This window comes from Streptomyces sp. NPDC047117 (assembly GCF_040643545.1).
Classification (GTDB): Bacteria; Actinomycetota; Actinomycetes; order Streptomycetales; family Streptomycetaceae; genus Streptomyces.
Genome location: NZ_JBEYUN010000009.1, coordinates 21,888 through 46,310, shown reverse-complemented (window position 1 = coordinate 46,310; position 24,423 = coordinate 21,888). Strand labels below are relative to the sequence as shown.

Sequence of the window (24,423 nt, the reverse complement as noted above, 5' to 3'; positions counted from 1 at the left end):
CCCGTGGACGGAGCTGCGCGTTGGGGCTACGAACGTGTGGCTCGCAACGGTGCGGAAGGGTCGGCACATGGACGATCAGCAGCCGTCGGGGCACGAGGACGAAGGCGAGCACGAGTACGAACCCGGTTCGGGCACGCTGCACGTCTTCGGACAGCAGCTGAAACTGTGCCGTCTGCGCGCGGGGATGGAGCGGTCCCGGCTCGGATCGCTGACCGGGTACTCCGCGTCCACAATCGCCTCGTTCGAGCAGGGCCGCCGCATCCCGCCGCCGAAGTTCATCGACACGGTGGACGACGTACTGGACGCGGGCGGCGTCCTGAAGGCCGGCAAGGAGGAGGTCGCGCGAGCGCAGTACCCGGCGTTCTTCCGCGATGCGGCGCGGTTGGAGGCGAGAGCGGTTGCCCTCCATGTGTACGCGACCAAGGCCGTTCCTGGCCTGCTTCAGACGGAGGATTACGCGCGTGCGGTGTTCGCCATGTGGCGACCGCTGCTCGACGAGGAGACCGTAGACCAGCGGGTCGCGGCGCGGTTGGCACGCCAAGAGGTCTTCTCCCACGTGCCGCTGCCCACCATCAGCTTTGTCGTTGAGGAGTTCGTGTTGCGGCGCCCCCTGGGGGGACGTTCTGTTATGCGGGGACAACTGGAGCAGGTCCTGATGCATGGGCATCGCCGCAACGTCGAAATCCAGGTCATGCCGATCGAGCGTGAAGAGCACGCCGGGCTCGAAGGTCCTTTCACCTTGATCGAGACGGGGAAAGGGCAGAGGATCGCGTACGTGGAGGCCTACAAGGACAGCCGCCTCTACACCGATCGGACGTCGGTCCGGGAGATCGAGGAGCAGTACGGCCTCCTCCGGGCACAGGCGCTCCCGCCCCGCGAATCACTGGCCTTTGTCGAGAACTTGCTGGGAGAAGCATGAACGCCAAAAAGACCGGACAGGCAGCCCGACGCGAGTCGGCTTGGTTCAAGAGCAGCTACAGCACCGGCTCGGGCGGCGAATGCGTAGAGGTGGCGCAACGCGCGGACAAGGTCCACGTCCGAGACTCGAAGGACAAGGCGGGGCCGGTGTTGTCCATAGCCCCTGCCGGATGGGCGGCCTTCGTGGAGTTCGCCGCGGCGCCCCGCCTCCGGCAATGATCCGGTGGCGAGGCGCCGCCTTCGTGCGCGTCAGGGCTTCTTGACCGGCCTGCGGTCCTGCGGGCGCTGAAGGGCCTTGAAGTCGTCGAAGAAGCCGTAGTTGTGGGCCGGCAGGCCGCCGGCCGGCCGCTCGACGGTGCGGTTGGCGTAGAGGCTGTTCAGCAGCCACGGGTCCTTCTGGGGCCCGAAGTCCTGTGCCATGGCGGCGGCCTGGGTCACGCCGTAGGTGGCCACGGCGAGGCGCCCGGTGTTCCGGAACTTCTGCACCTGGTTGCGCAGGAAATGCTTGTGGTTCTCGAACCAGGGGCTCATGGAGAGGAAGTCGTGCCACTGCTGCTCCGGCACGGGGTGCGCGAGGGCGTCCTTGATCGCCTGCCACACCGGGGTGTCCGGCGCGAGGCGGTAGCGGCTCGCGTACTCGGCCGGGACGGTGTCCGTCAGGTGCTGCTTCCACAGTCGCACCAGGGAGAACTCGGTGACCAGGAACTTCTGGTCCTTGCGCAGCCGGGGCAGCGTGTAGTCGAGGTAGGCCTGGACCGCCTCGGGACCGTCCACGTGGGGGTGGATGTCCGCGCCCTCGATCTCCGGTGTGGCGCGCGCGTAGGCCAGCCAGCGGTCAGTGGCCTTCGTGTGCTTGTCCGGCTGGTCGAGGAAGTTGAGCGCGCCCATGTAGAGGCGGGTCCGGCAGCCCTTGGGGAAGTGCTTCTTGCGGTACGCGATGACGTGCGCGGCGACCTTCTCGTAGAACGCGTTGAGCGCTCCCGAGTCGCGGTCCGGCTGGAGGCTTTCGATGAACGGCTCGTTGCCGATGGCGAGGACGTCGACGGTGTCGAGGACGGTGTGCAGGACCCGGTCGACCCGGTCCAGTTCCGCGGTCATCTCCGGACTGTCGGGCCGGGGCAGCGGCCGGGTGTTGTACGGGAACTTCAGCGACAGCACCGTGCGGTAGCCCTGGCGCTGGGCGTCGAGCAGCTTCTTGACCGCCCGCTGCTCGGCAGCGTCGGCCTTGACTTCGGGCATCGGCACGAATCCGCGGAGCCAGCCGGCGGACAGGTCGCCCAGTTCGTCGAACGTCACGCTGTCGGGGTCCTCGTTGAAGTTCGCGCCCAGTGCGCCGCTCGGCGCCGCGGTCGCGCTTCTTCCGGCGACGTCCTGGCCGGTGTCGTGACTGGCGGCCTGCCCGGCATCGTGCCCCGCGGACCGTTTCCCACCGGTCGAGCACCCCGCGGCTACGAGGGCTCCCAGAGCCCCGCCCGACAGTGCCAGAAGACGCCGACGCGTAACCAAGTCCCACTCACTTTCCTGCTGGCGCATGCGTTTGACCGCGGCATGCCGTTCGGCCGCCGCGGTCCCACCGGCCACCGTAGCCCCTTGACCGGCCCCCGTCCCCGCCCGGCCGCGCCACCCGTACGCACTCTGCCCTCAAGTACATCCGTGCCCGCCGGTCGGGCAAGGACCGGCGGGCACAGGGAGGGGGAACTTATGCGGTTATCGGGCTACTCGTCGTCGTTCCGGTCGTGGTGCCGCGGCAGGCGGCCGTGCCGGAGACCGATCCAGACGTCGCGGGCGCGGCGGCCCGCACGGGTACGGCTGCGGGCGACCAGCTGGCGGGCCTGGTGCTCGTCCTCGACCATGTGCGAGGAGCCGCGCAGCGGCTTGCCCGCCGTTTCGTGCAGGAAGAACGCCGAGATGACGCCGATGACGCCCGCCGCCATCAAGTAGTAAGCGGGCACCATCTTGTCGCCCGTGGACTCCACCAGCGCCGAGGCGACCAGCGGGGTCGTACCGCCGAAGATCGAGACGGAGACGTTGAAGGCGACGGAGAGGCCGCCGTACCGCAGGTGCGTGGGGAAGAGCGCGGGCAGCGTGGACGCGCTCGTCCCCGCGAAGCAGACGAGCAGCAGGCCGAGGATGACGCAGCCCAGGGCCGGGAAAAGGATGCCGCCCTGCTTGATGAGCAGGAACGCCGGGATGGCCAGGACGACCATCGCCGCGCCCGCCCACAGGAACATCGGCCGGCGCCCGAAGCGGTCCGAGTACCGTCCGACGGTGGTGATCGTCAGGACGACCAGGACCATCGTGCCGAGGACGAGCAGCTGGGCGGTCAGGCTCGGTTCGCCGAGGGTGCTGGTCATGTAGGTGGGCAAGTAGGACGTGACCATGTAGTTGGTCACGTTGTAGAGCAGCACCAGGCCCATGCAGATGAGCATGGCCTCCCAGTGGTGGGTGAACAGCTCCTTCAGACGGCCCTTGCCGGACATCCGGGCCTGTTCGACCGGGTCCTCCTCCAGCGAGCCGCCCTGCTCCGCCGCCGCCTTGTGCTTGGCCTCGACCTCCTGGAAGGCCGGGGTCTCCTCCAGCTTCATCCGCATGTAGAGGCCGATCAGGCCGAGCGGCCCGGCGACGTAGAAGGGGATGCGCCAGCCCCAGGAGAGCATCTGCTCGTCGCTGAGCACGGCGGTCAGGACGGTGACGAGGGAGGAGCCGAGCGAGTAGCCGACGAAGGTGCCGAAGTCGAGCCAGCTGCCGAGGAAGCCGCGCTTGCGGTCGGGTGAGTACTCCGCGATGTACGTCGTGGCGCCCGCGTACTCGCCGCCGGTCGAGAAGCCCTGCACCAGTCGGCAGAGGAGAAGCAGTATCGGGGCCGCCAGGCCGATGGTGCTGTAACTCGGCAGGAAACCCACCGCGAAGGTGCTGATCGCCATCATGATCATGGTGGCGGCGAGCACCCGCTGCCGGCCGATGCGGTCACCCAGCGGCCCGAAGACCAGGCCGCCGAGCGGCCGCACCAGGAAGGCCGCGGCGAACGTGGCGAAGGTGGAGATGACCTGCGCGCCGGGCGAGCTGGAGGGGAAGAAGACCTTGCCGAGGGTGGACGCGACATAGGCGTAGACGCCGAAGTCGAACCACTCCATGGTGTTGCCCAGCGCCGCCGCCGAAACGGCCCGTCTGACCTGGGGTTTGTCGACGACGGTGACGTCCTCGGGGTCCACCGAGTTCTTGCGTCGGCGGAGCAGCGTGCGCACCATGCGCTCGGTCCGTACGCTGCCCGATCCGTACCCGGCGGACTGCGTTCCCTTGCGCGCTTGCCTGGATCGTTCGTTCTGCCCGTGTTTCATGGCTCCGCGTACTCGTCGTCGGGTCGGGTGGCGTCGGCGGGTGCCGTCCGGAGCGTGGATGACCGCAGAGACTGGCACGCTTTCGTCATCCTATTGCCGTTTTGCCCCACTGGGCACAGTTTGCCAGCTCGCGTGCCGTGCGTACCGTAAGCTCCCACCGGCCCCCGTCTACCCACATGCACGCGGGCAAACGACCTTGGTGACGATCCAGGTCCCTGGCGTACCGTCACCCGATCGGGCGCGGGGCCTCGGGCGCGCCCCGCGGCGCTCGCGGGTCAGCCGCGGAAGACGGCCGGGGTCACCCCGTACACGCGCTGGAACCAGCGGGTGAAGTGGGGCTGGTCGGCGAAGCCGGTGGCGGCCGCCGCGTCGGCCGGGGTCGCACCCGCCCACAGCAGGGAACGGGCCCGGCGCAGGCGCAGTTGGCGCTGGTAGTCGCTGGGGGCGAGGCCGTACTCGGTGCGGAAGGCGCGGTAGAGCGCGAACCGGCTGCAGCCGGCGGCCGCCGCCAGCCGCTCGGCGGGCACGGGGTCCAGGTACCGCTCGTCCAGGAACGCGCGCGCCCGGCGGGCCGCCTGGCGCCGTGCCCGGTCGGCCGGCGTACGGACGGCGAACGCGGCGGGCCGGGCCGCGGTGGTGCCGCGGCGGGTCATCGCGATGACGGCGGCGGTCAGGCGCTCGTCGCGGACGAGCGGGTCGGTGGTGCCCGCCAGCGCGGCGTGCAGCCGGGCGAGCGCGTCCGCGAGCTGCGGGTCCGTCAGCACGGGGTGCGGGAACAGCGGCAGAGCGCCGGACCGGCCGTCGGTGGCGTCGGCGAGTACGTCGCTCACCACGGCGGGGCCGAGGTGCACGATGCGGTACTGGTAGCCCAGCTCGGCCGCGGCCCGGCCGTCGTGCACCTCGTCCGGGTTGAACGCCATCACCATCCCCGCGCCGCTGGTGTGGGCCCCGCCCCGGCAGCGGAAGCGCTGCGCGCCGGCGTCGGTGATGCCGAAGGAGTACGTGTCGTGGCTGTGCGGCGGGTAGACGTGGTCGCGGAAGTGCGCGTGCATGGCCTCCACGGGACGGGTGCCGTCCCGCCAGTACCGCACCCAGCTGCCGCGCGTCGCCATGGCCGCATTATGGCCCGTGACCGGCGCGGCGGCGCCGCCCGGCCGGGTCGGCCGCCGGGCGCGCACCAGCGTTCAAGACGGGGCCGGGTGCCGGGCGCCAGAGTCGGGGCATGCCAGCGAAGAAGGGCGCGCACAGCCCGTATTTGATGTTGTCGGTGACGATGGTGCTGTGGGGCAGCGCCTTCGCCAGTTCCAAGTCGGTGGTGGCGTACGTACCGCACTCCGTCGCCGCGTTGCTGCGCTTCGGCGGTGCCGCGCTCGCCCTGCTGGTGGCGCTGTACTTCCTGGGCGACCGGCGGGCGGCGGCACGGGCACCGCGGGGCGCGGGCCGACGCGCGGCCCTGGCGGGCGTCCTAGGCGTCTTCGCCTACAACAGCGCGTTCTTCTGGGGACTTTCGCTCGCGCCCTCGCTCGACGCCGGAATTCTGATCCCCGTCATGAGCCCGGTACTCACCAGCCTGTTCCTGCTGGTCACCAAGCGCGAACGGGCCTCGTGGGCGCGGCTGGCGGGACTGGCGCTCGGGCTCACCGGAGCGGCGATCTTCTTCCTCGGCGCGGGCGGCAGCGCGCAGGGGAGCCCGGCACGGCTCGCCGGGGACGCGCTGTTCCTGCTCAGCGCGGGATGCTGGGCCGCGTACACGCTCGCGGGACCGCGGGTGCTCGCCGGCGTCGACCCCCTGCGCGCCACGACGTACGCCACCTGCGCGGGCGCCGTACTGCTCGGCCTGGTCGCGGCGCCCGCCGTACCGGACGTGCACTGGGCCGAACTGCCACCGGGCGTCTGGCTGAACGCGCTGTTCCTGGCCCTGGGCGCAGCCGCGATCGCCAACCTCCTCTACTACCGCGGCGTGGGCGCGGTGGGCCCTGCCCGGGCCTCCCTGATGATGTTCACCGTCCCGGTGGTCAACACCCTCTGCGGCACCCTCTTCCTCGACGAGTCCTTCGGCCCGGTACAGGCAGCGGGCGCGACGGTCCTCCTCTGCGGCGCCGTACTCGCCGCCACCCAGGGCCGCCTGCCGTGGCGCCGGACGGCCGCCCCGGCGCCCCTCGCATCCGCGTCATCCGATCAGTCGGCGGCTACGCGTCTCCCCCGGTCAAGTGGGTGATTTCGGTGGTGACATGGGTGGCGTACGGGTGGAGGTGGGGCTGGAGGTCGGGCCAGTGGTCGGGGGTGTGGCCCAGGTAGATGTCGCGGGCGCGGGTGGGTACGGGGTGGTGTTCCGGAGGGAGGCGGGTCAGGGCCCAGTCGGCCGCCGCGTCCTTGGTGGTGAGGGTGCCGGTGGCGAGCGTGTGCCAGATGCGGGCGAGGGTCAGGACGACGTTGCGGGTGTCCTGTTCGAGGTCGGCCAGGAGTTCCGGTACGCCGGCGACCAGCGCGCGGCGGAGGTCGGCGGGCGGGACCGGGGCGAGGACGCGGGCCGGGGGTGGCCCGGAGAGTGGCGTGTTGCCCTGGAGCGTCATGGTGATCAGCGGGGCGAGGTCGGGGCTCGGTGCCGGCTGCGGCAGCAGGCCGCGTGCGAACTCGGCGCGCAGCCACTCGCCGTACTGGAATTCGCAGCGGGGCGGGTAGCGCCAGGGACGGACGTCGTCCTGCACGACGACGGTGAGTTCGACGGGCCGGAGGGGGCCGGGCTCGTCCGTCGGCGCTGAGAGCGCCCGCAGGCCGTCGGTCAGGGCCCGCCGTTCCGGCTGCGTCATGCGGCGCCGCGACACGACGAGCAGGTCGAGATCGCTGTACGGCCGCGTACGGCCCAGCACGGCGGAACCGTGCAGGTAGATGCCCACGACGGCGTCCGGGCCGAGCACTTCGCGCACCAGGCGCACGGTGTCGTCGGTCTGCGTCATCGCTGCTTTACCGCCTTCCTCGTACGCCGGCGCCTGTGGGGCGGGACGACTGGGAGCGGATCCCGGGGGCACACGTCATGGCACAAGCCGGGCGACGGGAGATCGAGCATGGAAGCTTCAAGCATCATCGGCGCCATCGTGATCGGCATTGTCATCGGTGCCCTGGGCAGGCTCGTCGTCCCCGGGCGCCAGCACATCGGCATTCTCTGGACGATGCTCATCGGCATCGTCGCGGCCTTCGTCGGCGCGTGGATCGCGATGGGTCTCGGCGTCGCCGACACCAGGGGTGTCGACTGGATCGAGTGGGGCATCCAGGTCGCCGTGGCGGCCCTCGGGGTGATGCTCATGGAACGCGCCCTGGTACGCCGCTGACACTGCGGCGTAGGGCCTGAGCGCGCGGACCGCCGCTGCCCCTGCCGCGTACGCCGCTGAGCCTGCCGTCTGTGGGTCCCGGCCGGGGCCCACAGGCCGTTCACCGGCCGCTCACAGGCCGAATTCCCGCGGTGCCAGCCCCAGCGTCCGGCAGGCCTCGCGCACGACTGCCTGCTCGCTCTCGACGAACTCGCCGTCGGCCACGCCGATGACGATGCCGATCTGTACGACGGCCCGGGCCTCCGACGGCTTCTTCACCCTGGCCACCTCGTGCAGTACGGCGGCCGTGCCCGCGCGGAAGTCGGGGGTCAGCCGGTCGAGGTTCTCCTCGAAGCGGCGCTGGAGGTCGTCCGCCGCGAAGTTCTGCAGCACCTCGTTGGTGGCGATCAGCTGCGCGACCCGGCGCCGTTCCGCCGGGTCGATGATGCCGTCCGCGGCCGCTACCAGCGCGCACATGGCCATGCTCGCGTCACGGAACGCACCGCTCCGCAGCTCGTTCTTGCGCGCCACGAGCTGCGCCTGCATGGCCGACACCGATCCCTTGAGGCGGTTCCATACCGTGTGGCGGCCGCCCGTCGTCCGGCCGCTGTCGGGGGCATGGGCGTCCGCGGGCCCCTGCGCGTCCCCCGGGTCCGTCGGCGGTATCCGGCAGTGGTCGAGGTAGTCGCGCAGCACCGACAGCCGGTGGTCCACCGCGGGGCTGTCGATCCGGTAGTAGATCTGCTTGCCCTCCTTGCGGGCGTCGACCAGCCCGCCGCGGTGCAGCAGACGCAGGTGCTCGGAGGCGGTGGAGGGCCGCAGCCCGCTGCGTTCGGCGATCTCGCCGGCGGTGAGTTCGCCGACGCCCGAGAACTGGGCCAGCATCTGCTGCCGGGTGTCGCTCGCGAGTGCCTTGAGGAAGACCGCCGTCGCCTCGTCCATCGCCGCCTCCTCATGGTCGCGTGGAAGAGTTCACCTTCTCATGGGGACGGCGGCGCACTCGGGGGCCCTCACGGTTAACTTCTACAGTGCTGTAGATTTAATTGGCGCATCGCAGACCACCAACAGACCACCAACAGACCACCAGCGGAGGAGAACGACGTGGCGATTACCCTGGCCAAGGGCGGCAATGTCTCACTCAGCAAGGAAGCACCGGGGCTGACCGCGGTCGTCATCGGCCTGGGCTGGGACGTGCGCACCACGACGGGCACCGACCACGACCTCGACGCCAGCGCCCTGTTGTGCGACACGTCCGGCAAGGTCGGCTCCGACCAGCACTTCGTCTTCTACAACAACCTCAAGAGCCCGGACGGCTCGGTCGAGCACACCGGCGACAACCTCACCGGCGAGGGCGAGGGCGACGACGAGCAGATCAAGGTGAACCTCGCCGCCGTGCCCGCGGACGTGGCGAGCGTCGTCTTCCCGGTCTCCATCCACGACGCCGAGGCCCGCGCGCAGAACTTCGGCCAGGTGCGCAACGCCTACATCCGGGTGGTCAACCAGGCCGACGGCCAGGAGATCGCCCGCTACGACCTCAGCGAGGACGCCGCCACGGAGACCGCGATGGTCTTCGGCGAGCTGTACCGGCACGGCGCGGAGTGGAAGTTCCGTGCCGTCGGCCAGGGCTACGCCTCCGGCCTCGCCGGCATCGCCGCCGACTTCGGCGTCAACGTCTGACGCTCCGGGGGCGGTTCGGATACGGGGCCTCCGGCGCGGGAGTCCTGGGGGCGGTCCCCGGGGCGGCCCTCAGGGCCCGACCGGAGCGGGGTCGAAGGCCGTTACCGGGAGCGGTTCGCCGTCGTAGCGCTCGATGCCGACGAGGGTGGTGCCGGATGTCGGGCCTTGTGCGAGGCGGGAGGTGCCGAGGTCGCGGGTGAGCACGTTGGGGTTGCCGTGCTTGTCCAGGCTGCCGGCGGTCCGCGCGTCGGCCGGGTCGTACCAGGCGCCGGTCGGCAGGGCGAGGACGCCGGGCCGGATGTCGTCGGAGAGTGCGGCACCGGCCAGGCACGCGCCTCGGTCGTTGAAGAGGCGCACCACGTCGCCGTCGCTGATCCCGCGGGCCGCAGCGTCCTGGCGGTTGACCGTCACGGGTTCGCGCTCGTGGATCTTGCCGGACCTGCTGTGCGCACCGTGGTCGTACTGGCTGTGCAGCCGGTTCGCCGGCTGCGGCGAGATGAGGTCGAAGGGGTGGCGCTGCCGGGTGCCGCCCCGCCATTCGCGGGGCTCCAGCCACACCGGGTGGCCGGGGCAGTCGTCGTAGCCGAAGTCGGCGACCGTCCGGGAGAATACCTCGATGCGGCCCGACGGCGTGGCGAGCGGATGGGCGCGGGGGTCCTCGCGCAGCAGCTGGAACTGGTTCGGCCCGTCGGGCACCGGCGGCGTGATGACATGACCGTCCTCACGGCCCCGGTCCCGGCCCCGGCTCGTCTCCGGGTCCCGGCCCGCCGCCCAGAAGTCCGCGAAGGCCGGTAGCTCCACGCCCGTCTCCGCCAGCCGGGCGCGGGTGCGCTCGTACAGTTCCTCGACCCACTCGTCGGCGGTCCGCCCCTCGGTGAACTCCTTCTCCATCCCCAGTTTCCTCGCGATCTCGCTGAACGCGTCGTAGTCGGTACGGCTCTCCCCCGGGGGCTCGGCCGCCCGGTGCATCGCGGAGAGCGACAGGTCGGTCTTGCCGGCGGCGAAGTCGTTGCGTTCCAGCATGGTCGCGGCGGGCAGGACGATGTCGCAGTGCCGCGCGAGCGGGTTCCACCAGGGCTCGTGGCAGATGACGGTCTCCGGCCGCTGCCACGCGCGGACCAGCCGGTTCAGGTCCTGGTGGTGGTGGAAGGGGTTCCCGCCCGCCCAGTAGACGAGGCGGATGTCCGGGTAGCGCAGCCGGCGGCCGTCGTAGTCGAAGGGCTCGCCGGGGTGCAGCAGCATGTCGGCGACGCGCGCGACCGGGATGAACGTCCCGACCGCGTTGTGACCCTGCGGCAGCGACGCGATGGCGTGGCGCTCGCGTTCCACACCGGTCTGCGAGATGCCCAGCGCGGCCGCGAAGCCGCCGCCCGGGCGCCCCATCGAGCCGGAGAGGGCCGCCAGTACGGTGGCCGTCCAGTACGGCTGCTCGCCGTGGTCCTGCCGCTGCACCGAGAAGCTGACGTTGATGACGGTCCGGTGGCGGGCGATCCGCCGGGCCAGGCCGACGACGGTCGCGGGGGCGACGCCGGTGAGCTCCGCGGCCCAGGCCGGATCCTTGGCGACGCCGTCGCTCCGGCCCAGGACGTACCGCTCGAAGACCTCGAAGCCCGTGCAGCAGCGCACCATGAAGTCCGCGTCGTGCAGCCCCTCCGTGATCAGTACGTGGGCCAGCGCGAGCATCAGCGGGACATCGGTGTTGGGCCGCAGCGGCACCCAGTCGGCGCCGAGCGCCTCGTGCGCGTCCGACCGCCACGGCGAGACGTTCACGAACGCCACGCCGTTGTCCCGGCACCGCCGCTGCCAGTCCACCGCCTGATGGCGGCCGACCCCGCCGGAGTTGGCCTGGGCGTTCTTGGCGGCCAGCCCGCCGAAGGAGACGACCAGCTCACCGTGGTCGGCTATCTCCCGCCACAGGGGGTTCTGCGCGACGGCGTTCCACGGCCCGCCGCCGATCACATGCGGCATGACCGCTTCCATGGCCGCGGCGCTGTACGACCCGACGGAGGAGGTGAAGCCGCCGAGCACGTTCAGGAAGCGGTGCACCTGGCTCTGCGCGTGGTGGAACCGCCCGGCGCTCCCCCAGCCGTACGACCCGCCGTAGATCGCCTCGTTGCCGTACGTCTCGCGCACCCGGTCCAGCTCGGTGGCGATCAGGCTGCCCGCCTCGTCCCAGGAGACGGGGACGAAGGGCTCCGCGCCCCGGCCGCCGCCGTCGTACCGCGGTCCGTGCTCCAGCCAGCCCCGGCGCACCATCGGCTGGAGGATCCGGTTGCGCGCGTGGTGGGCGTCCGCGACGCCCCGTCCGATGTGCGAGGGGCGGGGGTCGTCCGCCGCGGGCTCCAGCTTGTCGATGCCGCCGTCACCGTCCGTGACGACCTCGTAGTTGCCCCAGTGGGTGGCCGTGGGAAGTCGCCGGGGGGTGCCGGCGCCGGAGTTCGGGGTCGAGGTCACTGTGTCGCCTCACGTGTGTGCGGTGCTGCGGGTAGCGGGTCGGCAGGTCGGGGTGGTGTGGACCGGGTGCCCGCCAATCGCGACGGGTATCAGCCGGACGGGACGGCACGCCCGAATGGGTGCAGCCGCGTGGGGTGACGCGGGGTGACGAGTGGGGTGGGCGCTACCAGCCGTGGGCCGCGCTCCGCAGCCGGTCACGCACCCTGGTCGGGGCGGCGGCCGCGTAGGCGGCCGGTTCCGGCTACGTCCCCGGCGGTGGCGCCGTGCTCTCCCGCACCACGAGGCGGGTCGGTACGAGTGTGATGCGGCACCGTCACGGTCCTGCTGTTCACCACGGTGGCGACCTGGAACAACTACTTCCTGCCGCTGATCATGCCGAAGGACCCGGACCGGTACCCGCTCACCCTCGGCCTGAACAGCTGGAACGTCCAGGCCGCCACGGCCGGCGGCGAGGCCGTCTTCCACCTGGTCGTCACCGGCTCGCTGCTCACGATCGTGCCGCTGATCGCCGCCTTCCTGCTGCTCCAGAAGTACTGGCAGTCCGGCCTCGCCGCCGGCAGCGTCAAGGAGTGACCACACGATGCCCGCATACGCCCTCTCCTCTCGCCACCTGCTGAGAGGCGCGGCACTCGCCTGCGCCCTCGTCCTCGGGGCGGCCGCCTGCGGCGGCTCCGGCGACGACGGCGCCGCCCAAAAACAGGTCACCGCGCCGACAGGCTCGCCGACTCCTACTCCCCCGGCCCGTGGAACTCCGACGGCGTGAGCGGCGTCGCGCCGGACGCACCGCTGCTGCGCAAGGGGCATACGTACGAGCTGACCGGCGCGCAGAGCGGCAAGCGGCTCACCGTCGCCGACGACGGCACGCGCCTGGTGATCCGGAGCGCTGCCGAGTCCGGCGCCGGGCAGCGGTGGCGGCTACGGCAGATCAGCGGCGGTGACCACAGCAACCGGCAGCGGTACGTCTTCACCGACGCGGCGGGCGACAGGCGCCTGGCCGTCCGGGACGACGTACCGGTCCTCGAACGCGGCACCGGCCCGCGCGACGCGGCCGCCCAGTGGACCATGTCGACACTGGTGACGGCACCTGGACGCTGGTCAACGCCGCCACCGGCAAGCTCCTCGAAGTCGGCGGCCAGGCCACGCACGACGGTGCCGCCGTCACCAGTTGGCAGCCCAACTCCGGTGCCAACCAGCGGTGGCAGGTGACCGACGTGACCTGACCGTCCGCGACTAGCGCCGCACAACGGGCACGGGTACGGGCTCGGGCGCCGCGGCCAGCAGCGCCCGGGTGTACGGGTCGCGCGGATGCTCGCAGATCTCGTCCGCGTCGCCCGTCTCCACGATCCGCCCGTTGTGCATCACCGCGATGCGGTGGCTGACCTGCCGGACCACGGCGAGGTCGTGGGCGATGAAGACCAGCGCGAGACCGAGGTCCCGCTGGAGGTCGCCGAGGAGGTTGACGATCTGCGCCTGTACGGAGACATCGAGTGCGGAGACGGGTTCGTCGCAGATGAGGACGGTGGGTTCGGGCGCCAGGGCGCGGGCGATGCCGATGCGCTGCCGCTGGCCGCCGGAGAAGGCGCGCGGGTGCCGGGCGGCCGCCGACGGGTCGAGGCCGACCTGCCGGAGCAGCTCGGCGACCCGCGCCTCCCGGGCCCGCCGGTCGCCGAGGCCGAGGGCGATCAGCGGTTCGGCCACGATCTGACCCACTGTCATGCGGGGGTTGAGCGAGGCGTACGGGTCCTGGAAGACCATCTGTACGGCGCGCCGCACCTCGCGCAGCCCGGCGCGTGACGGCCGGGTGATGTCCTGGCCGCGCAGCCGCAGCGTGCCGCCGTCCGACGGGTGCGCGTGCGCCAGGACCCGGGCGAGCGTCGACTTGCCCGAGCCGGACTCGCCGACGATGCCGAGGGTCTCCCCCGCCGCGAGGCTGAGCGACACCCCGTCCAGGGCGGTGAAGGCCGTTCCGCGGCCGGTGCGCCCGCGCCCTCCGTACACCTTGCGCAGGCCTTCCCCTTCCAGCACGGTCGCACCGGGCGCCGGACGGTCGATGCGTGCGGCCGGGGCGGGGTCGTACAGCGGTTCCGTCCGCGAGGCGGCGGGCGGGCAGGCGGCGCGCCGCCCCGCGGCGACGGTGACCAGCGGGGGCCGGGTGGTGCGGCAGTCGTCCTCGGCCAGCGGGCAGCGCTCCGCGAAGGCGCAGCCGGCCGGCGGCCGCGCGGGGTCGGGCGGGCTGCCGGGGATGCCGGTCAGGCGGGTGCCCGAGGGCGCGGAGAGCCGCGGTACGGCGGCGAGCAGCCCGGCGGTGTAGGGGTGCCGCGGATGGGTGAGTACCTGGTCGGTGGGGCCGTCCTCGACGACGGATCCGCCGTACATCACCAGGACGCGGTCGCAGGTGCGGGCCACCACGCCCATGTTGTGGGAGATGAGGACGAGAGCGGTCCGGGTGCGTCGGTTCAGGTCGGTGAGCAGGGTGAGGATCTGGTCCTGGACGGTGGCGTCGAGCGCGGTGGTGGGTTCGTCGGCGATCAGGACGTCGGGTTCACCGGCGAGTGCCATGGCAATGAGGATGCGCTGGCGCTGGCCCCCGGAGAAACGGTGCGGGTGGTCGTCCAGCCGGCTCTCGGGGTCGGGGATGCCGACCAGGCCGAGGAGTTCGGCGGCGCGGGCGCGGCGCGCGGCCCGGTCGCCGTAGCCGTGGGCGCGCAGCACCTCATCGAGGTGGGTTCCCGCGGTGAGCACCGGGTTCAGGGAGGTCATCGGATCCTGGAAGATCATGCCGATGCGGGCGCCGCGGACGGCGCGCAGCCGCCGTTCGCCGGCCGTCGCCAGGTCCTCGCCGTCGAGGCGTACCGAGCCGCCGGTGACGCGTCCGGTGCCGGGCAGCATCCGGGACACCGCGAACGCCGTCGTCGACTTGCCGGAGCCGGACTCGCCGACGACGGCCAGGGTCTCGCCGCGCCGCAGGGTGAAGGAGACCTCGTGTACGGCGCGTACCGGGCTGCCGTCGGGACCGGTGAACTCGACGGAGAGGTCGCGCACTTCGAGCAGTTCGGCGCCGGCCGGTGCGGCCCGTTCACCGGCCAGGGGGCCGGCCTGGGTGGTGGTCATCGGCGTATCTCCCGGTTCAGGGCGTCGGCCAGGAGGGACAGCCCGAGGACGAGTGCGGTCACGGCGAGCAGTGGCCCGGCGGCGTACTGCGGGGCGTCGGAGAGGTAGGGCATGGACTGGCTCAGCACGCTGCCGAGGGTGGGTTCGGGGGGCCGGACGCCGACGCCGAGGAAGCTCATCGCGCCCTCCAGGAAGACGGCGACGGTGAGCGAGAGCGCGAGCTGCACCACGAGCGGGTCGGCCGCGTTGGGCAGAACGTGCCGGACCAGCGCGCGGGGAGCGGAGGTCCCGCCGACGCGCGCCGCGACGACGTACTCGCGTGCCCGCTGGACGAGGATGCCGCCGCGCAGCTGACGGCCGAAGACGGGGATCTCGGCGAGGGCGATCACGAGGACGACGGGAAGCCGCCCCGGTCCCAGCACGGCGGTGACGGCGAGCGCGAGGATCAGCCCGGGGAAGGCCAGGATCAGGTCGAAGATCCGCTGTACGGCGGTGTCGGCGACCGGGTGGGCGGCCGCCGGCAGTGCGCAGAGGCAGCCGAGCAGGGCGCCGAGCGGTACGGCCAGGGCGATGACGCCCAGGTCGGTGCGGATGCCGTACAGCACCCGGGCGAGCAGGTCGCGGCCGAGGTCGTCGGTGCCGAGCGGGTGCCCTGCGGCACCGGGCGCGGCGAGGCCGAGGCCGCTCTGCTCGGTGGGGTCGTGGCCGGTCAACAGGGGTGCGAGGAGTCCGCCGAGCACGATCAGTGCGACGAGGGCGAGGCCGGTGAGACCGCGCGGGGTGCGCAGCGCGGCCAGGTACGAGTGGCGGCGGGCCGGTGCGGCCCTGCCGGTGGCGGGCGCGGCGCTCGGGGCGGCGCCGGGGGGCGGTGTGGTGGTGGTCATGGCGGTCACTCCCACCTGATCCGGGGGTCGAGCCAGGCGTAGACGAGGTCGGTGAGCAGCTGGACGAGGACGAAGACGGTGACCAGGAGGAGCAGCAGGTCCTGGACGACGGGGTAGTCGCGGCGGATGAGGCCCTGTTCGGCGAGCTGGCCGAGGCCCGGCCAGGCGAAGATGGCCTCCACGAGTACCGCGCCGCCGAGGAGCTGGCCGATCTGCATGCCGAGGACGGTGACGACCGGTGGCAGGGCGTTGGGCAGGGCGTGCCGCCAGAGCAGCCGGCGGGGCGCGACGCCCGCGGCGGTGGCGGTACGGATGTAGTCCTCGCCGAGGGTCCGCTCGATGCCGTCCTTGAGGTAGCGGCCGAGGACGGCGGCGCTGGGCAGGGCGAGGCAGAGCGAGGGCAGCAGCAGGTACTGCACGGAGAGGTCGGGCGCCGCCAGCAAGGGCACCCGGCCGCCGGAGGGCAGGACGCGGAAGACCACCGCGAAGACGAGGACGAACAGGACGCCGGTGACGAACGGCGGTACGGCCAGCGCGCCGGTCGTCAGGATGCGGACGGCGCTGCGGACCCAGCCGCTGCGGGAGGTCACGCCGAGGACGCCGAAGGCGGTACCGAGGAGGACGGTGAACAGCAGCGCGCCCAGGGTCAGTTCGACGGTGGCGCCGAGTCCGCCGGTAATGAGGTCGGCGGTGTCGCCGCCGATCACGTACGAGGGGCCGAGGTCGCCGCTGATCAGGCCCCTGATCCAGGAGCCGTACTGGGCGAGCAGGGGCTCGTTCAGGCCCAGCCGCTCGCGGATGGCGGCGACGGTGGCGGCGTCGGCGTCCGGTCCGGCGAGGGCGCTCGCGGGGTCGCCGGGGATGAGCCGCAGGATGGCGAAGATCAGGAAGGAGGCGAGTACGAGGACGAGGAGCGCGGACGGCAGCCGCTTGAGGAGGTAGCTGCGCATGATCACACCAGGTAGGCGTCGTCGAGGTTGAGGTAGAAGAACTTGTTGAGCGTGGCGCCGTGCAGCTTGCCGCCGGCGACCTGCACGGCGCCCTGGACGACGAGGTCGATGATGAACGCCTCGTCGAGGAGCAGGTCGGAGACGCGCTGGGCAAGTGCGTGCTGCCGGGCGGTACCGGCACCGGCGGCGGTCCACGCCTCCCGCACCACCTTCGTGTACTGCTCCGAGCGGAACTTCGAGGTGTTCTTGGCCTCGTTGAAGGGATACGCGCTGACGGCAAGGGTGGCCGGGTGGATCTGCGCGAAGGCGTGGTCCATGGTCCACAGGGCCGGCATGTCCTGGGAGATGAGTTTCTTCTGTGCGATGGCCGGGTCGGTGGGCTGCAGTGTGACGCGCACCCCCGCCTGCTGGAGGTCGTACTGGACGGCCTCGGCGATGGCCGTGGACTCGGGCGAGTTGATATGGAGCAGCGGGGCCTCGAGGTTGCTGTGCCCCGCGGACTTCAGGAGCCGGCGCGCCTTGGCGGGGTCGTAGGTGTAGTGGGTGCGGTTGGCCTCGGTGTACGCGGGCGAGGACTTGGGCCAGGGCGCCGCGGAGGCCAGGCCGTAGCCGCCGAGGGACTGTTTCAGGATCCGGTCGCGGTCCACCGCCCAGGCCAGGGCCTGCCGGACGGTCTTGTCGTCGAAGGGCGCGAGGGTGGTGTTGACGCCGAGATAGCTGGCGCCGGCGCCGGTGTCGTACGTGGTGACCACCAGATCGGGGTTGTCCCGGACGGTGCGGATACTCTTGCCCGGCACCTGGAAGGAGAGCTGGGACTGGCCGGAGCGGAGCGAGGAGATCAGCGCCTCGGCCTGCGGGATGACCCGCAGTTCCACCGCGTCGAGGTAGGGGCGGCCGGGCTGGAAGTACCTGTCGTTGCGGGTCAGGCTCAGGCCGGCGCCGGGGCTCCACTTCTTGAGGCGGAAGGGCCCGGTGCCGTTGAGCCGCTTGCCGGTGACGGCCTGCCCGACGGTGTGCCGATCCGGGATGATCATGAATTCGAAGAGGTCGAAGAGGTTGGTCACCGGGTGGGCCAGCTTCAGTACCAGCTCGTGGTCGCCCCGCTTCTCGAAACCGGTGATGGCTGCCGCGGTGGCTCTCAACTGGGCCGCGCGCTGCGGGTCCTGGAGATTGCGTATCGCGAAGACGACGTCGTCGGCGGTGAACCGGCGGCCGTCGTGGTACGTCACGTCGTCCCTGAGCCGCAGGGTGATGCTGCGGCCGTCCTTCGCGTACGACCATGACGTGGCGAGTTCGGGGTGCGGCTTCAGGTCGTCGTCGTACCGGGTGAGGGTGTTGAACAGCAGCCGGTTCTGCAGCGACTGGGTGGCCTGCGAGAACAGCAGGCTCGGAGTGAAATCGCTGTTGATGGCCACGTTGACGGTGCCGCCCCGGCGGGGGCCGCCGCCACCGTCCACGGGCCGGTGGCTCGACGCGGACACCGCCGACCGGCAGCCGGTGAGCCCCAGTCCGAGGAGCAGGGCGCCGGCGCCCGCGGCACGCAGGGTGCCACGCCGGGACGGATGGGGAAACGGGGAAGGGTACGACTCGGTCATGGAGCCTGCCTGAGAACGAAAGGAGGGCGGTGAGACGGGGCGGCGACCGGCGCTCGGGGGTTCTTTCCGCTGCGGCAGCAATCAACGACCGCCGGAGAGGACGGCAGTCGACGACCGGCGGAATGCACAGGGATACACACCGCGGAACGCGCCACGACATGCCCGACCGGTCGGCGGGAGAACGGGAAACGGCGCACGACGGCCCGGCGCGTACGAGCGGACGGGCGAGGCGGCCGGCGTCAGCGCACGGGAAGCGGGAAGGGAATCAGCTGCGGACGGCACAGACCGCGCTGGCCTGCCGACAGAGGTCGACGTGCCTGCGGGCGATGAGGCGCATGTCCGGATTCACGCGAGCAATATGACAGTGCGTCGCACGGCCGGTCAACCGGCGTCCATTACTGGCGCACCGTCAGTTGTTGCGGGCGGATGTCCGCCGTGTGCGGCGCGCTCCGCCACGGCCCACAACGGCCGCCGGAAGAGCGGATGGAGCACGACGGTGCCGGCCGCGACGGGCAGGACGTCCCGTCCGGCATGCGGACCGACGATGCGTTCCGGGTCATCGCACACGTGCGACAGGTCCACCGCCGCACCCCGGATCTCCTCCAGGTAAGCGGAGTTCCGCGCGCTGGACATCTCCGTGACCACCACGAGGTCGGGATTGAGGACATCGAGCAGGAGCGCGGTGGCCCGCCCCACCGCCCTGGCCCGCTCGCGCAGCAGCCGGTCGGCCCGCGCGTCCCCGGCCGCCGCTGCCTCCACCAGCAGCGCGGCGTCCGGCTCGGGAATGATGCCGCGGCGTACTGCCGTCCGCGCCGTCGCGGTGTCCGAAGCGGTTGCCCCGAGGCAGCCGGCGCGCCCGCAGTCGCAGACCACCGTGGAGTCGGGTACCGGCAGGTGCGCCACGTCGCCGGCGCCCGCACGCGGACCGCGGTGCACCACACCGGCGATGCCGACAGCGGCGTCCACCACGTTGCCGACGAAGAGGTGCACGAGGCTGCGGCGGGCGGCGGGCCGCCCGAAGAGGATCTCCGACTGGGCGATGGCGCGGGCGTGGTTGTCGACCGCGGCCGGCAGGCCGAGCCGGGCGGCGAGCGCGGCACCGAGCGGGTGGCCTCGCCAGCCGAGCAGGTCGTGCCGGACCACGGTGCCCTCGCCCGGTTCGATCCAGCCGCCCATCGCCGCGCCCACGCCGAGCAGCGGCCGCCCGGTCGCTGCCGTACGGAGGAACTCCCCCAACTTGTCGATGACTTGACCCTGCAGGCCTTCACCGGCGATGCCTTCGTGCGGGAACACCTCCCTGGCGAGCACCCTGCCGCGCAGGTCCACGACGCCGAAGGTCGAAGCGGGGACGCCGATGTGGACACCCGTCACGACCGGTCCGCCGTCCGCGGTGTGCAGGTCGACCGGTACCTGGGGGCGGCCCACCGCGCCGCTCCCCGCGAAGCCCGGCACCTCGCGCACCAGGCCGAGCCCGGCCAGGTCGGTGCACTGCCGGGAGACGGCCGCGGGGCTGAGGCCGGACAGCCGGGCGATGCCGCTGCGCGCCACGGGGCCGTGGTCGAGGACCGTCCGCAGCACGGCGGCGGCGTTGGCCTCGCGGCGTCCGTCGCCCACCATGCGCGGGCCGGGGCCGGCAAGCGTCATCGGTCGCCCTTTCTCGTTCCCCGCGGTCCCCACATTGCCGCGGTGTGAAATCCCGCCGCCGGGCCGACGGCGGGTGGCCGGGCGGGCCCGGCGCTCCGGTGCGGTGTTCGCGATCCGGCCATCTGCGCAGGTGGGGCCGGGTTTCCCGGCCGTACGCACGGTGCGCGACGGCCCCCGTCCGGACGCCGATTGAATCATCCGGAGCTGCCGTACGGGGAGTCCGCCGGCGCTTGACGCGTCTCCGCGGCCACTGCCACGCTCCCGGTCATGACCGCGACGACCGTTCTCGTCCCGCGGCTCCATGTCGACCTGGGGCACCTTGCCTCCGCGGCATGTACGAGCCGCCGCCCCGCGGCGCGCCACCGCTGACCGAGGCTCCCTCCGCACCGGCCGCGTCCCCTGCGTCCGCCGCGCCCACCGCTTCCACCGCGTCCGTTGAGTGGCGGCCCCGCGCCCGCATTACTTCCACTCCGAGACGAACCAACTCCCGGACGCTGTCCGCACCCACGCCTACACCCACGCGCCCCCACCCCCACACCCACGCCTGCCCTCGAAGGGACCCCTGCCATGACCGCCACCACATCCACCGCATCCGCCCCCGCCCAGCTCACCGTGGAGAAGGTGGGCGGCCGGCTCGGCGCCGTCATCTCCGGCGTACGTCTCGGCGGCGACCTCACCCCCGAGACGGTCGCCGCGATCCGTGCCGCGGCGCTGGCACACAAGGTCGTCTTCTTCCGCGGCCAGGACCACCTGGACGGCACCAGCCACGAGGAGTTCGGCAAGCTCCTGGGCAACCCCGTCGCCCATCCGACCGTGCCCTCGGCCGACGGCCGGTACGCGCTGGGCATCGACTCCGACCACGGCGGCCGCGCCAACCAGTGGCACACCGACGTCACCTTCGTCCCCGCCTACCCGGCCTTCTCCATCCTCCGGGCGGTGACCGTCCCGCCCTACGGCGGCAACACGCTGTGGGCCAACACCGCCACGGCGTACAGCAACCTGCCCGCTCCCCTGCGTGCCCTCGCCGACAGCCTGCGGGCCGAGCACACCAACGACTACGACTACGCGGCGCTCCGCCCCAACCCGGTGCCCGAGCAACTCGCCCACTACCGCGAGGTGTTCACCTCAACGAAGTTCCGCACCGAGCACCCGGTGGTGCGGGTGCACCCCGAGACCGGTGAACGCACGCTGCTGCTGGGCAACTTCGTACAGCGCATCTCGGGCCTCACCGGCAAGGACTCCCGCACCCTGCTGAACCTCTTCCAGGCCCACATCGAGCGGCCGGAGAACACCGTGCGCTGGCAGTGGCAGCCGGGCGACGTGGCGATCTGGGACAACCGCGCCACCCAGCACTACGGCGTGGACGACTCCGACGACCACGCGCGCAAGCTGCGCCGGGTCACCCTCGACGGCGACATCCCCAAGGGCGTCGACGGCCGGCCCTCCGTACTCCTCTCCCCCGAAACCGTCCCCGACCCCGCCTTCGGCCCGGCCTCGGGCGCCACCACGGCGGCGTAACACCGATTTTCGGCCCCTCCCTGTCCGCCCGCCAGGGTGTCCGGCTAAGCTGATCACTGGCCCGGATGCCGCATCCCCCGTCGGTATCCGGGCCCTTCGCATGCCATGACGCGCTGCTGCCCGTGCCGGGCGGACAGCGCGGAGGGCCCCGGGCTGGTTCGCCCGGGGCCCTCCGCTGTGCGGGCTCGTCCTGCCCCACCCCCGTGGAGGCGGGACGAGCCCGGGTCAGTGGGGCCCGCTCATGTGGTGAAAGCGGACGGCCGTACGGGCTCGGGCAGGAGCCGCGCGAGGTGCCCGGCCACGTCGAGGACCGTGCGGTCGGCCAGGTAGGGCCCGATGATCTGGACGGACAGCGGCAGCCCGTCGGCGGTCTTCCCGGCGGGGACGACGACGGCCGGGAGCCGGACGTGGCCGGCCAGATTCAGCCAGGTCGTCTGCGCGTAGTACGGCCGCTTCTCACCGTCGACGGTGATGTACCGCTGCGGCACCGGGACATCGGTCTGGTCCTCGACGGCCGCGGTCGGCGCCGCGGGCGTGATCAGCACGTCGTGGCGGGCGAAGTAGCAGGCCCAGCGGGCCCGCAGCTTTTCGCGCGCCTCGTCGGCGAGCAGCCAGTCCCGGTGCCGCATGGTCCGCGCACGCAGATAGAGAGCGTCCGGGTCGCCCGCCGGGGTCTTCCGCGCGGCAGCGACGTCGGCGGCGAACTCCTCGTCGGTGGCGGTCGCGCTGGCCGTGGCGTACATCAGGCGCTGGAACAGCTCGTCGCTGTCGGCGAGGTCCACCGGCCGAGTGGTGTCGTCGACGGTGGCACCGGCGGCCCGTACGCGCTGCCCGACCGTGTCCAGCAGGGCCCGGGTGTCCTTGTCGACGGGGCAGTACGGGTCGTCCCGCCAGATGCCGATCCGGTAGTCGGCGAGGCGGCGGTGGCGCGGCGCCGGGAGGTCGATCCGCCAGGCGGCGGCGTCGGCCGGGGCCGGCGCGGCGAGCACGTCCAGGAGCAGATCGAGGTCCTCGGGCGTACGGGCGAGGGGGCCGAGCGTGTTCATGTCGGAGCTGGTCAGCCAGCCGGGCGGGCGCGGGATGTGGCCACGGGTGGGCACGATGCCGAAGCTGGTGCGCAGCGCGTACACCCCGCAGTAGGCGGCCGGGAGGCGGAGGGACCCGGCGAGGTCCGAGCCGACTTCGAGAGCGGTGAGCCCGGCGGCGACGGCGGCGGCCGGGCCGCCGGAGGAACCGCCCGCGGTCCTGCTGCCGTCGTGCGGGTTCTCCGTCCTGCCGAAGACGGGGTTCGAGGTCTGGATGTCCTGGCACAGGGTCGGCACGTTGGTCTTGCCGACGAGGACGGCGCCGGCCGCGCGGAGCCGGGCGACGGCGTCGGCGTCCCGCGCGGGCACATGGTCGGCGAGGTCGGGCGAGCCGCAGGTGGTGCGCAGCCCCTTCGTCTCCAGTGCGTCCTTCACGGTGAGCGGCAGGCCGTGCAGCGGGCCGAGCGGCTTGCCGGTACGGGCCAGGTGGTGGTCGGCCCGGTCGGCTGCCGCGCGGGCGCCGTCGGAGTCGAGGGTGACGATCGCGTTCAGGCCCGGGTTGGCCGCGGCGATGTGCCGGAGGTACTGCTCCAGCAGGTCGCGGCTGGTGGTCTTGCTCCGGCGCAGCGCGGTGAGCTGTGCGCGGGCGGGTGCCAGGTGCAGGGCGCGGCGGGCGGCCTTCCCGGTGCCGGAGCGCGGGCGGGCGGCCGCGGAGGAGGTCAGGGCGGCCGTCGCGGCGGCGGCCGTGGCGAGGAGGCTGCGGCGGCGGATCACGGGCGGGCTCCCGGGGCGGCGCTGTGCGCGGCGGGAGCGGCGGAGCCGTCGGCCGGCGGGGTGAAGTACGCGGCGACGCGCTGAAGGTGCGTCAGCTCGTCCTCGGTGGTGTCGAGGGGCAGCTCCGCGTCGGCGTACTCGGCCGGGGTGTCGACCGGTTCGTCGGCGCGGTGCCGGAGGAGCGCGTCGCGGATCTGGTCGGCGGTGACGGCGGCGGCGAGGCCGGCGCCGGTGAGGCCCTCGGCACCGCGCCGGGCCGTGGACTCCTCCCGTACGGCCGGGTCGAGGTAGCGGCGGAGCAGCTTCTGGCCCTGGCGGATCTCCACGCGGCGGCGGAGCAGCGGGAAGTGGGCGCTGCGGCCGCGCAGCAGGGCGGCGCGCTGCGGGGCCGGGCGGCGCAGGGTGATGCCGGGGTCGGCCTGGTCCAGCGCGGCCCACAGGTGGCGCAGGCGCCGGTAGTGGAGGTGTGCGGTGGTCCAGTCGCGCGCTGCGGCGGTCCGGCGCGCCAGGGTGGGGAGGAAGTAGCCGATCTGGGTGGCGGTGGCGCCGATGTCGCCGCACGCCCAGGCGAACGGGTCCAGGTGCCGGACGTCGAAGCCGACCTCGGCCCCGACGACGGCGCCGATCCGGATGGTGCTGTACCCGAGGGTGATGATCGCGCCGACCGTGATGAGCCGCAGGCCCCATGCGATCGACGGGTTGCTCGCGGTGCGGGCGTACTTCCAGCAGGAGCGCGCCAGGTAGACCTCGGCGACGGTGTACGTGCCGAAGTACAGCAGCACGTACGCCTGGTAGAAGGGGTCGTGCGCGTAGTACGTCGCGAAGTCGGCGGGGCGGGTCGTCGCCGGGGTGAGCAGCGCGAACAGTACGGCCATGCCGACGATGACGGCGGCGGCCGCGATGAGCAGGATCCGTCCGCGGCGGCGGGCCTCGGCCGCCGGCTTCGACCAGTACGCGAGCACGGTGGCCTGGAGCGCGAAGACGAGGATCACGCAGCTCTGGGCGAGCGGGACGGAGAAGTTGGTGATGCCGAGGACCCCGTCGATGCGCACCCATACCCAGGTGAGGGAGACGGCGTAGCTGATCGCGGAGAAGCCGTAGGTGAACGCCAGGGCGACCAGGGCGCGGTCGCGGCGGCTCCTGCCGAGGTCGCGGAGGAGGAAGAGGAACCCGGTACCGGCGATCGCCAGGCACAGGGGGTGGAGTATGTCTTTCACAGCCTGATCC

General features: G+C 72.5%; 21 protein-coding genes and 3 pseudogenes. 9 read left to right on the top strand and 15 right to left on the bottom strand.

Annotated elements, in window-relative coordinates:
• Nucleotides 1–67 precede the first annotated feature (67 nt).
• Both ABZ840_RS18865 and ABZ840_RS18860 read left to right on the top strand, forming a co-directional pair.
• Entirely contained in the window at nucleotides 68–919 is an 852-nt protein-coding gene (locus ABZ840_RS18865; RefSeq protein WP_361561024.1) for a helix-turn-helix transcriptional regulator, read from the top strand.
• Nucleotides 916–1,137, top strand: a complete 222-nt coding sequence (locus ABZ840_RS18860; protein ID WP_361561022.1) for a DUF397 domain-containing protein — start codon at nucleotides 916–918, stop codon at nucleotides 1,135–1,137. The genes ABZ840_RS18865 and ABZ840_RS18860 overlap by 4 nt, the downstream gene beginning before the upstream one ends.
• A gap of 30 nt (nucleotides 1,138–1,167) precedes the next feature.
• On the opposite strand, the gene ABZ840_RS18855 is transcribed toward ABZ840_RS18860, so the two are convergent.
• The 3 genes from ABZ840_RS18855 to ABZ840_RS18845 form a co-directional block, all read right to left on the bottom strand.
• Nucleotides 1,168–2,214 carry a hypothetical protein gene (locus tag ABZ840_RS18855; RefSeq protein WP_361561020.1) on the bottom strand — a complete coding sequence of 349 codons (1,047 nt, stop codon included), beginning with the start codon at nucleotides 2,212–2,214 and terminating at the stop codon, nucleotides 1,168–1,170.
• A gap of 419 nt (nucleotides 2,215–2,633) precedes the next feature.
• Nucleotides 2,634–4,166, bottom strand: coding sequence for a glycine betaine/L-proline transporter ProP (gene proP, locus ABZ840_RS18850; RefSeq protein WP_361561018.1), 1,533 nt, complete (start codon nucleotides 4,164–4,166; stop codon nucleotides 2,634–2,636).
• Nucleotides 4,167–4,531: 365 nt separating this feature from the next.
• Nucleotides 4,532–5,368: an AraC family transcriptional regulator gene (locus ABZ840_RS18845; protein WP_361561016.1), complete on the bottom strand. Its 837-nt coding sequence runs from the start codon at nucleotides 5,366–5,368 to the stop codon at nucleotides 4,532–4,534.
• A gap of 110 nt (nucleotides 5,369–5,478) precedes the next feature.
• On the opposite strand from ABZ840_RS18845, the gene ABZ840_RS18840 reads away from it, so the two are divergent.
• Nucleotides 5,479–6,474, top strand: coding sequence for a DMT family transporter (locus tag ABZ840_RS18840; RefSeq protein WP_361561014.1), 996 nt, complete (start codon nucleotides 5,479–5,481; stop codon nucleotides 6,472–6,474).
• Here the strand turns inward: ABZ840_RS18840 and ABZ840_RS18835 are convergent.
• Nucleotides 6,446–7,213, bottom strand: a complete 768-nt coding sequence (locus ABZ840_RS18835) for an aminoglycoside adenylyltransferase family protein (RefSeq protein ID WP_361561012.1) — start codon at nucleotides 7,211–7,213, stop codon at nucleotides 6,446–6,448. The two genes, ABZ840_RS18840 and ABZ840_RS18835, sit on opposite strands and share 29 nt — an antisense overlap.
• Nucleotides 7,214–7,321: 108 nt before the next feature.
• Here ABZ840_RS18835 and ABZ840_RS18830 point away from each other — a divergent pair, with 108 nt between their 5' ends.
• On the top strand, nucleotides 7,322–7,585 hold the full coding sequence (locus ABZ840_RS18830) for a GlsB/YeaQ/YmgE family stress response membrane protein (RefSeq protein WP_361561010.1): 264 nt from the start codon (nucleotides 7,322–7,324) through the stop codon (nucleotides 7,583–7,585).
• A 111-nt stretch (nucleotides 7,586–7,696) separates the two neighbouring features.
• Here ABZ840_RS18830 and ABZ840_RS18825 read toward each other — a convergent pair whose 3' ends face one another.
• Together ABZ840_RS18825 and ABZ840_RS18820 are read right to left on the bottom strand one after the other, a co-directional pair.
• Nucleotides 7,697–8,110 carry a tellurite resistance TerB family protein gene (locus tag ABZ840_RS18825; RefSeq protein WP_361561427.1) on the bottom strand — a complete coding sequence of 138 codons (414 nt, stop codon included), beginning with the start codon at nucleotides 8,108–8,110 and terminating at the stop codon, nucleotides 7,697–7,699.
• Between the two features lie 171 nt (nucleotides 8,111–8,281).
• A pseudogene (locus ABZ840_RS18820) lies at nucleotides 8,282–8,506 on the bottom strand (metalloregulator ArsR/SmtB family transcription factor); the annotation flags it as partial.
• 159 nt (nucleotides 8,507–8,665) lie between these two features.
• Between ABZ840_RS18820 and ABZ840_RS18815 the strand changes: the two are divergent.
• Nucleotides 8,666–9,241, top strand: a complete 576-nt coding sequence (locus ABZ840_RS18815; protein WP_361561008.1) for a TerD family protein — start codon at nucleotides 8,666–8,668, stop codon at nucleotides 9,239–9,241.
• 69 nt (nucleotides 9,242–9,310) lie between these two features.
• Here ABZ840_RS18815 and ABZ840_RS18810 read toward each other — a convergent pair whose 3' ends face one another.
• Nucleotides 9,311–11,695 (bottom strand): molybdopterin-dependent oxidoreductase, encoded by a 2,385-nt coding sequence (locus ABZ840_RS18810; protein WP_361561006.1) that lies wholly within the window; start codon nucleotides 11,693–11,695, stop codon nucleotides 9,311–9,313.
• Between the two features lie 306 nt (nucleotides 11,696–12,001).
• Here ABZ840_RS18810 and ABZ840_RS18805 point away from each other — a divergent pair.
• The 3 genes and pseudogenes from ABZ840_RS18805 to ABZ840_RS18795 all read left to right on the top strand — a co-directional run.
• Nucleotides 12,002–12,268: pseudogene (locus tag ABZ840_RS18805) on the top strand (carbohydrate ABC transporter permease); the annotation flags it as partial.
• A 7-nt stretch (nucleotides 12,269–12,275) separates the two neighbouring features.
• Nucleotides 12,276–12,458 (top strand): hypothetical protein, encoded by a 183-nt coding sequence (locus ABZ840_RS18800; protein ID WP_361561005.1) that lies wholly within the window; start codon nucleotides 12,276–12,278, stop codon nucleotides 12,456–12,458.
• Nucleotides 12,452–12,915 (top strand): annotated as a pseudogene (locus ABZ840_RS18795) (RICIN domain-containing protein); the annotation flags it as partial. The gene ABZ840_RS18800 and the pseudogene ABZ840_RS18795, both read left to right, overlap by 7 nt.
• Before the next feature lie 10 nt (nucleotides 12,916–12,925).
• Here ABZ840_RS18795 and ABZ840_RS18790 read toward each other — a convergent pair.
• The 6 genes from ABZ840_RS18790 to ABZ840_RS18765 form a co-directional block, all read right to left on the bottom strand.
• On the bottom strand, nucleotides 12,926–14,806 hold the full coding sequence (locus ABZ840_RS18790; RefSeq protein ID WP_361561003.1) for an ABC transporter ATP-binding protein: 1,881 nt from the start codon (nucleotides 14,804–14,806) through the stop codon (nucleotides 12,926–12,928).
• Nucleotides 14,803–15,690 carry an ABC transporter permease gene (locus tag ABZ840_RS18785; RefSeq protein ID WP_361561001.1) on the bottom strand — a complete coding sequence of 296 codons (888 nt, stop codon included), beginning with the start codon at nucleotides 15,688–15,690 and terminating at the stop codon, nucleotides 14,803–14,805. Before ABZ840_RS18785 ends, ABZ840_RS18790 begins: the two co-directional genes overlap by 4 nt.
• A 5-nt stretch (nucleotides 15,691–15,695) precedes the next feature.
• Nucleotides 15,696–16,640, bottom strand: coding sequence for an ABC transporter permease (locus tag ABZ840_RS18780; RefSeq protein ID WP_361560999.1), 945 nt, complete (start codon nucleotides 16,638–16,640; stop codon nucleotides 15,696–15,698).
• 2 nt (nucleotides 16,641–16,642) lie between these two features.
• The gene (locus ABZ840_RS18775; protein ID WP_361560997.1) at nucleotides 16,643–18,235 is read right to left on the bottom strand and encodes an ABC transporter substrate-binding protein; all 1,593 of its coding nucleotides are present in this window, start codon (nucleotides 18,233–18,235) and stop codon (nucleotides 16,643–16,645) included.
• A gap of 265 nt (nucleotides 18,236–18,500) precedes the next feature.
• On the bottom strand, nucleotides 18,501–18,572 hold the full coding sequence (locus tag ABZ840_RS18770; RefSeq protein WP_342668129.1) for a putative leader peptide: 72 nt from the start codon (nucleotides 18,570–18,572) through the stop codon (nucleotides 18,501–18,503).
• A 44-nt stretch (nucleotides 18,573–18,616) separates the two neighbouring features.
• Complete coding sequence (locus ABZ840_RS18765) at nucleotides 18,617–19,879, bottom strand: ROK family transcriptional regulator (protein ID WP_361560995.1); 1,263 nt, start codon at nucleotides 19,877–19,879, stop codon at nucleotides 18,617–18,619.
• A 567-nt stretch (nucleotides 19,880–20,446) separates the two neighbouring features.
• Here ABZ840_RS18765 and ABZ840_RS18760 point away from each other — a divergent pair.
• Nucleotides 20,447–21,397, top strand: coding sequence for a TauD/TfdA family dioxygenase (locus tag ABZ840_RS18760; RefSeq protein ID WP_361560993.1), 951 nt, complete (start codon nucleotides 20,447–20,449; stop codon nucleotides 21,395–21,397).
• 239 nt (nucleotides 21,398–21,636) lie between these two features.
• Here ABZ840_RS18760 and ABZ840_RS18755 read toward each other — a convergent pair whose 3' ends face one another.
• Complete coding sequence (locus ABZ840_RS18755; RefSeq protein ID WP_361560991.1) at nucleotides 21,637–23,196, bottom strand: amidase; 1,560 nt, start codon at nucleotides 23,194–23,196, stop codon at nucleotides 21,637–21,639.
• Nucleotides 23,193–24,413, bottom strand: coding sequence for an MAB_1171c family putative transporter (locus ABZ840_RS18750; RefSeq protein ID WP_361560989.1), 1,221 nt, complete (start codon nucleotides 24,411–24,413; stop codon nucleotides 23,193–23,195). Before ABZ840_RS18750 ends, ABZ840_RS18755 begins: the two co-directional genes overlap by 4 nt.
• Nucleotides 24,414–24,423 lie beyond the last annotated feature (10 nt).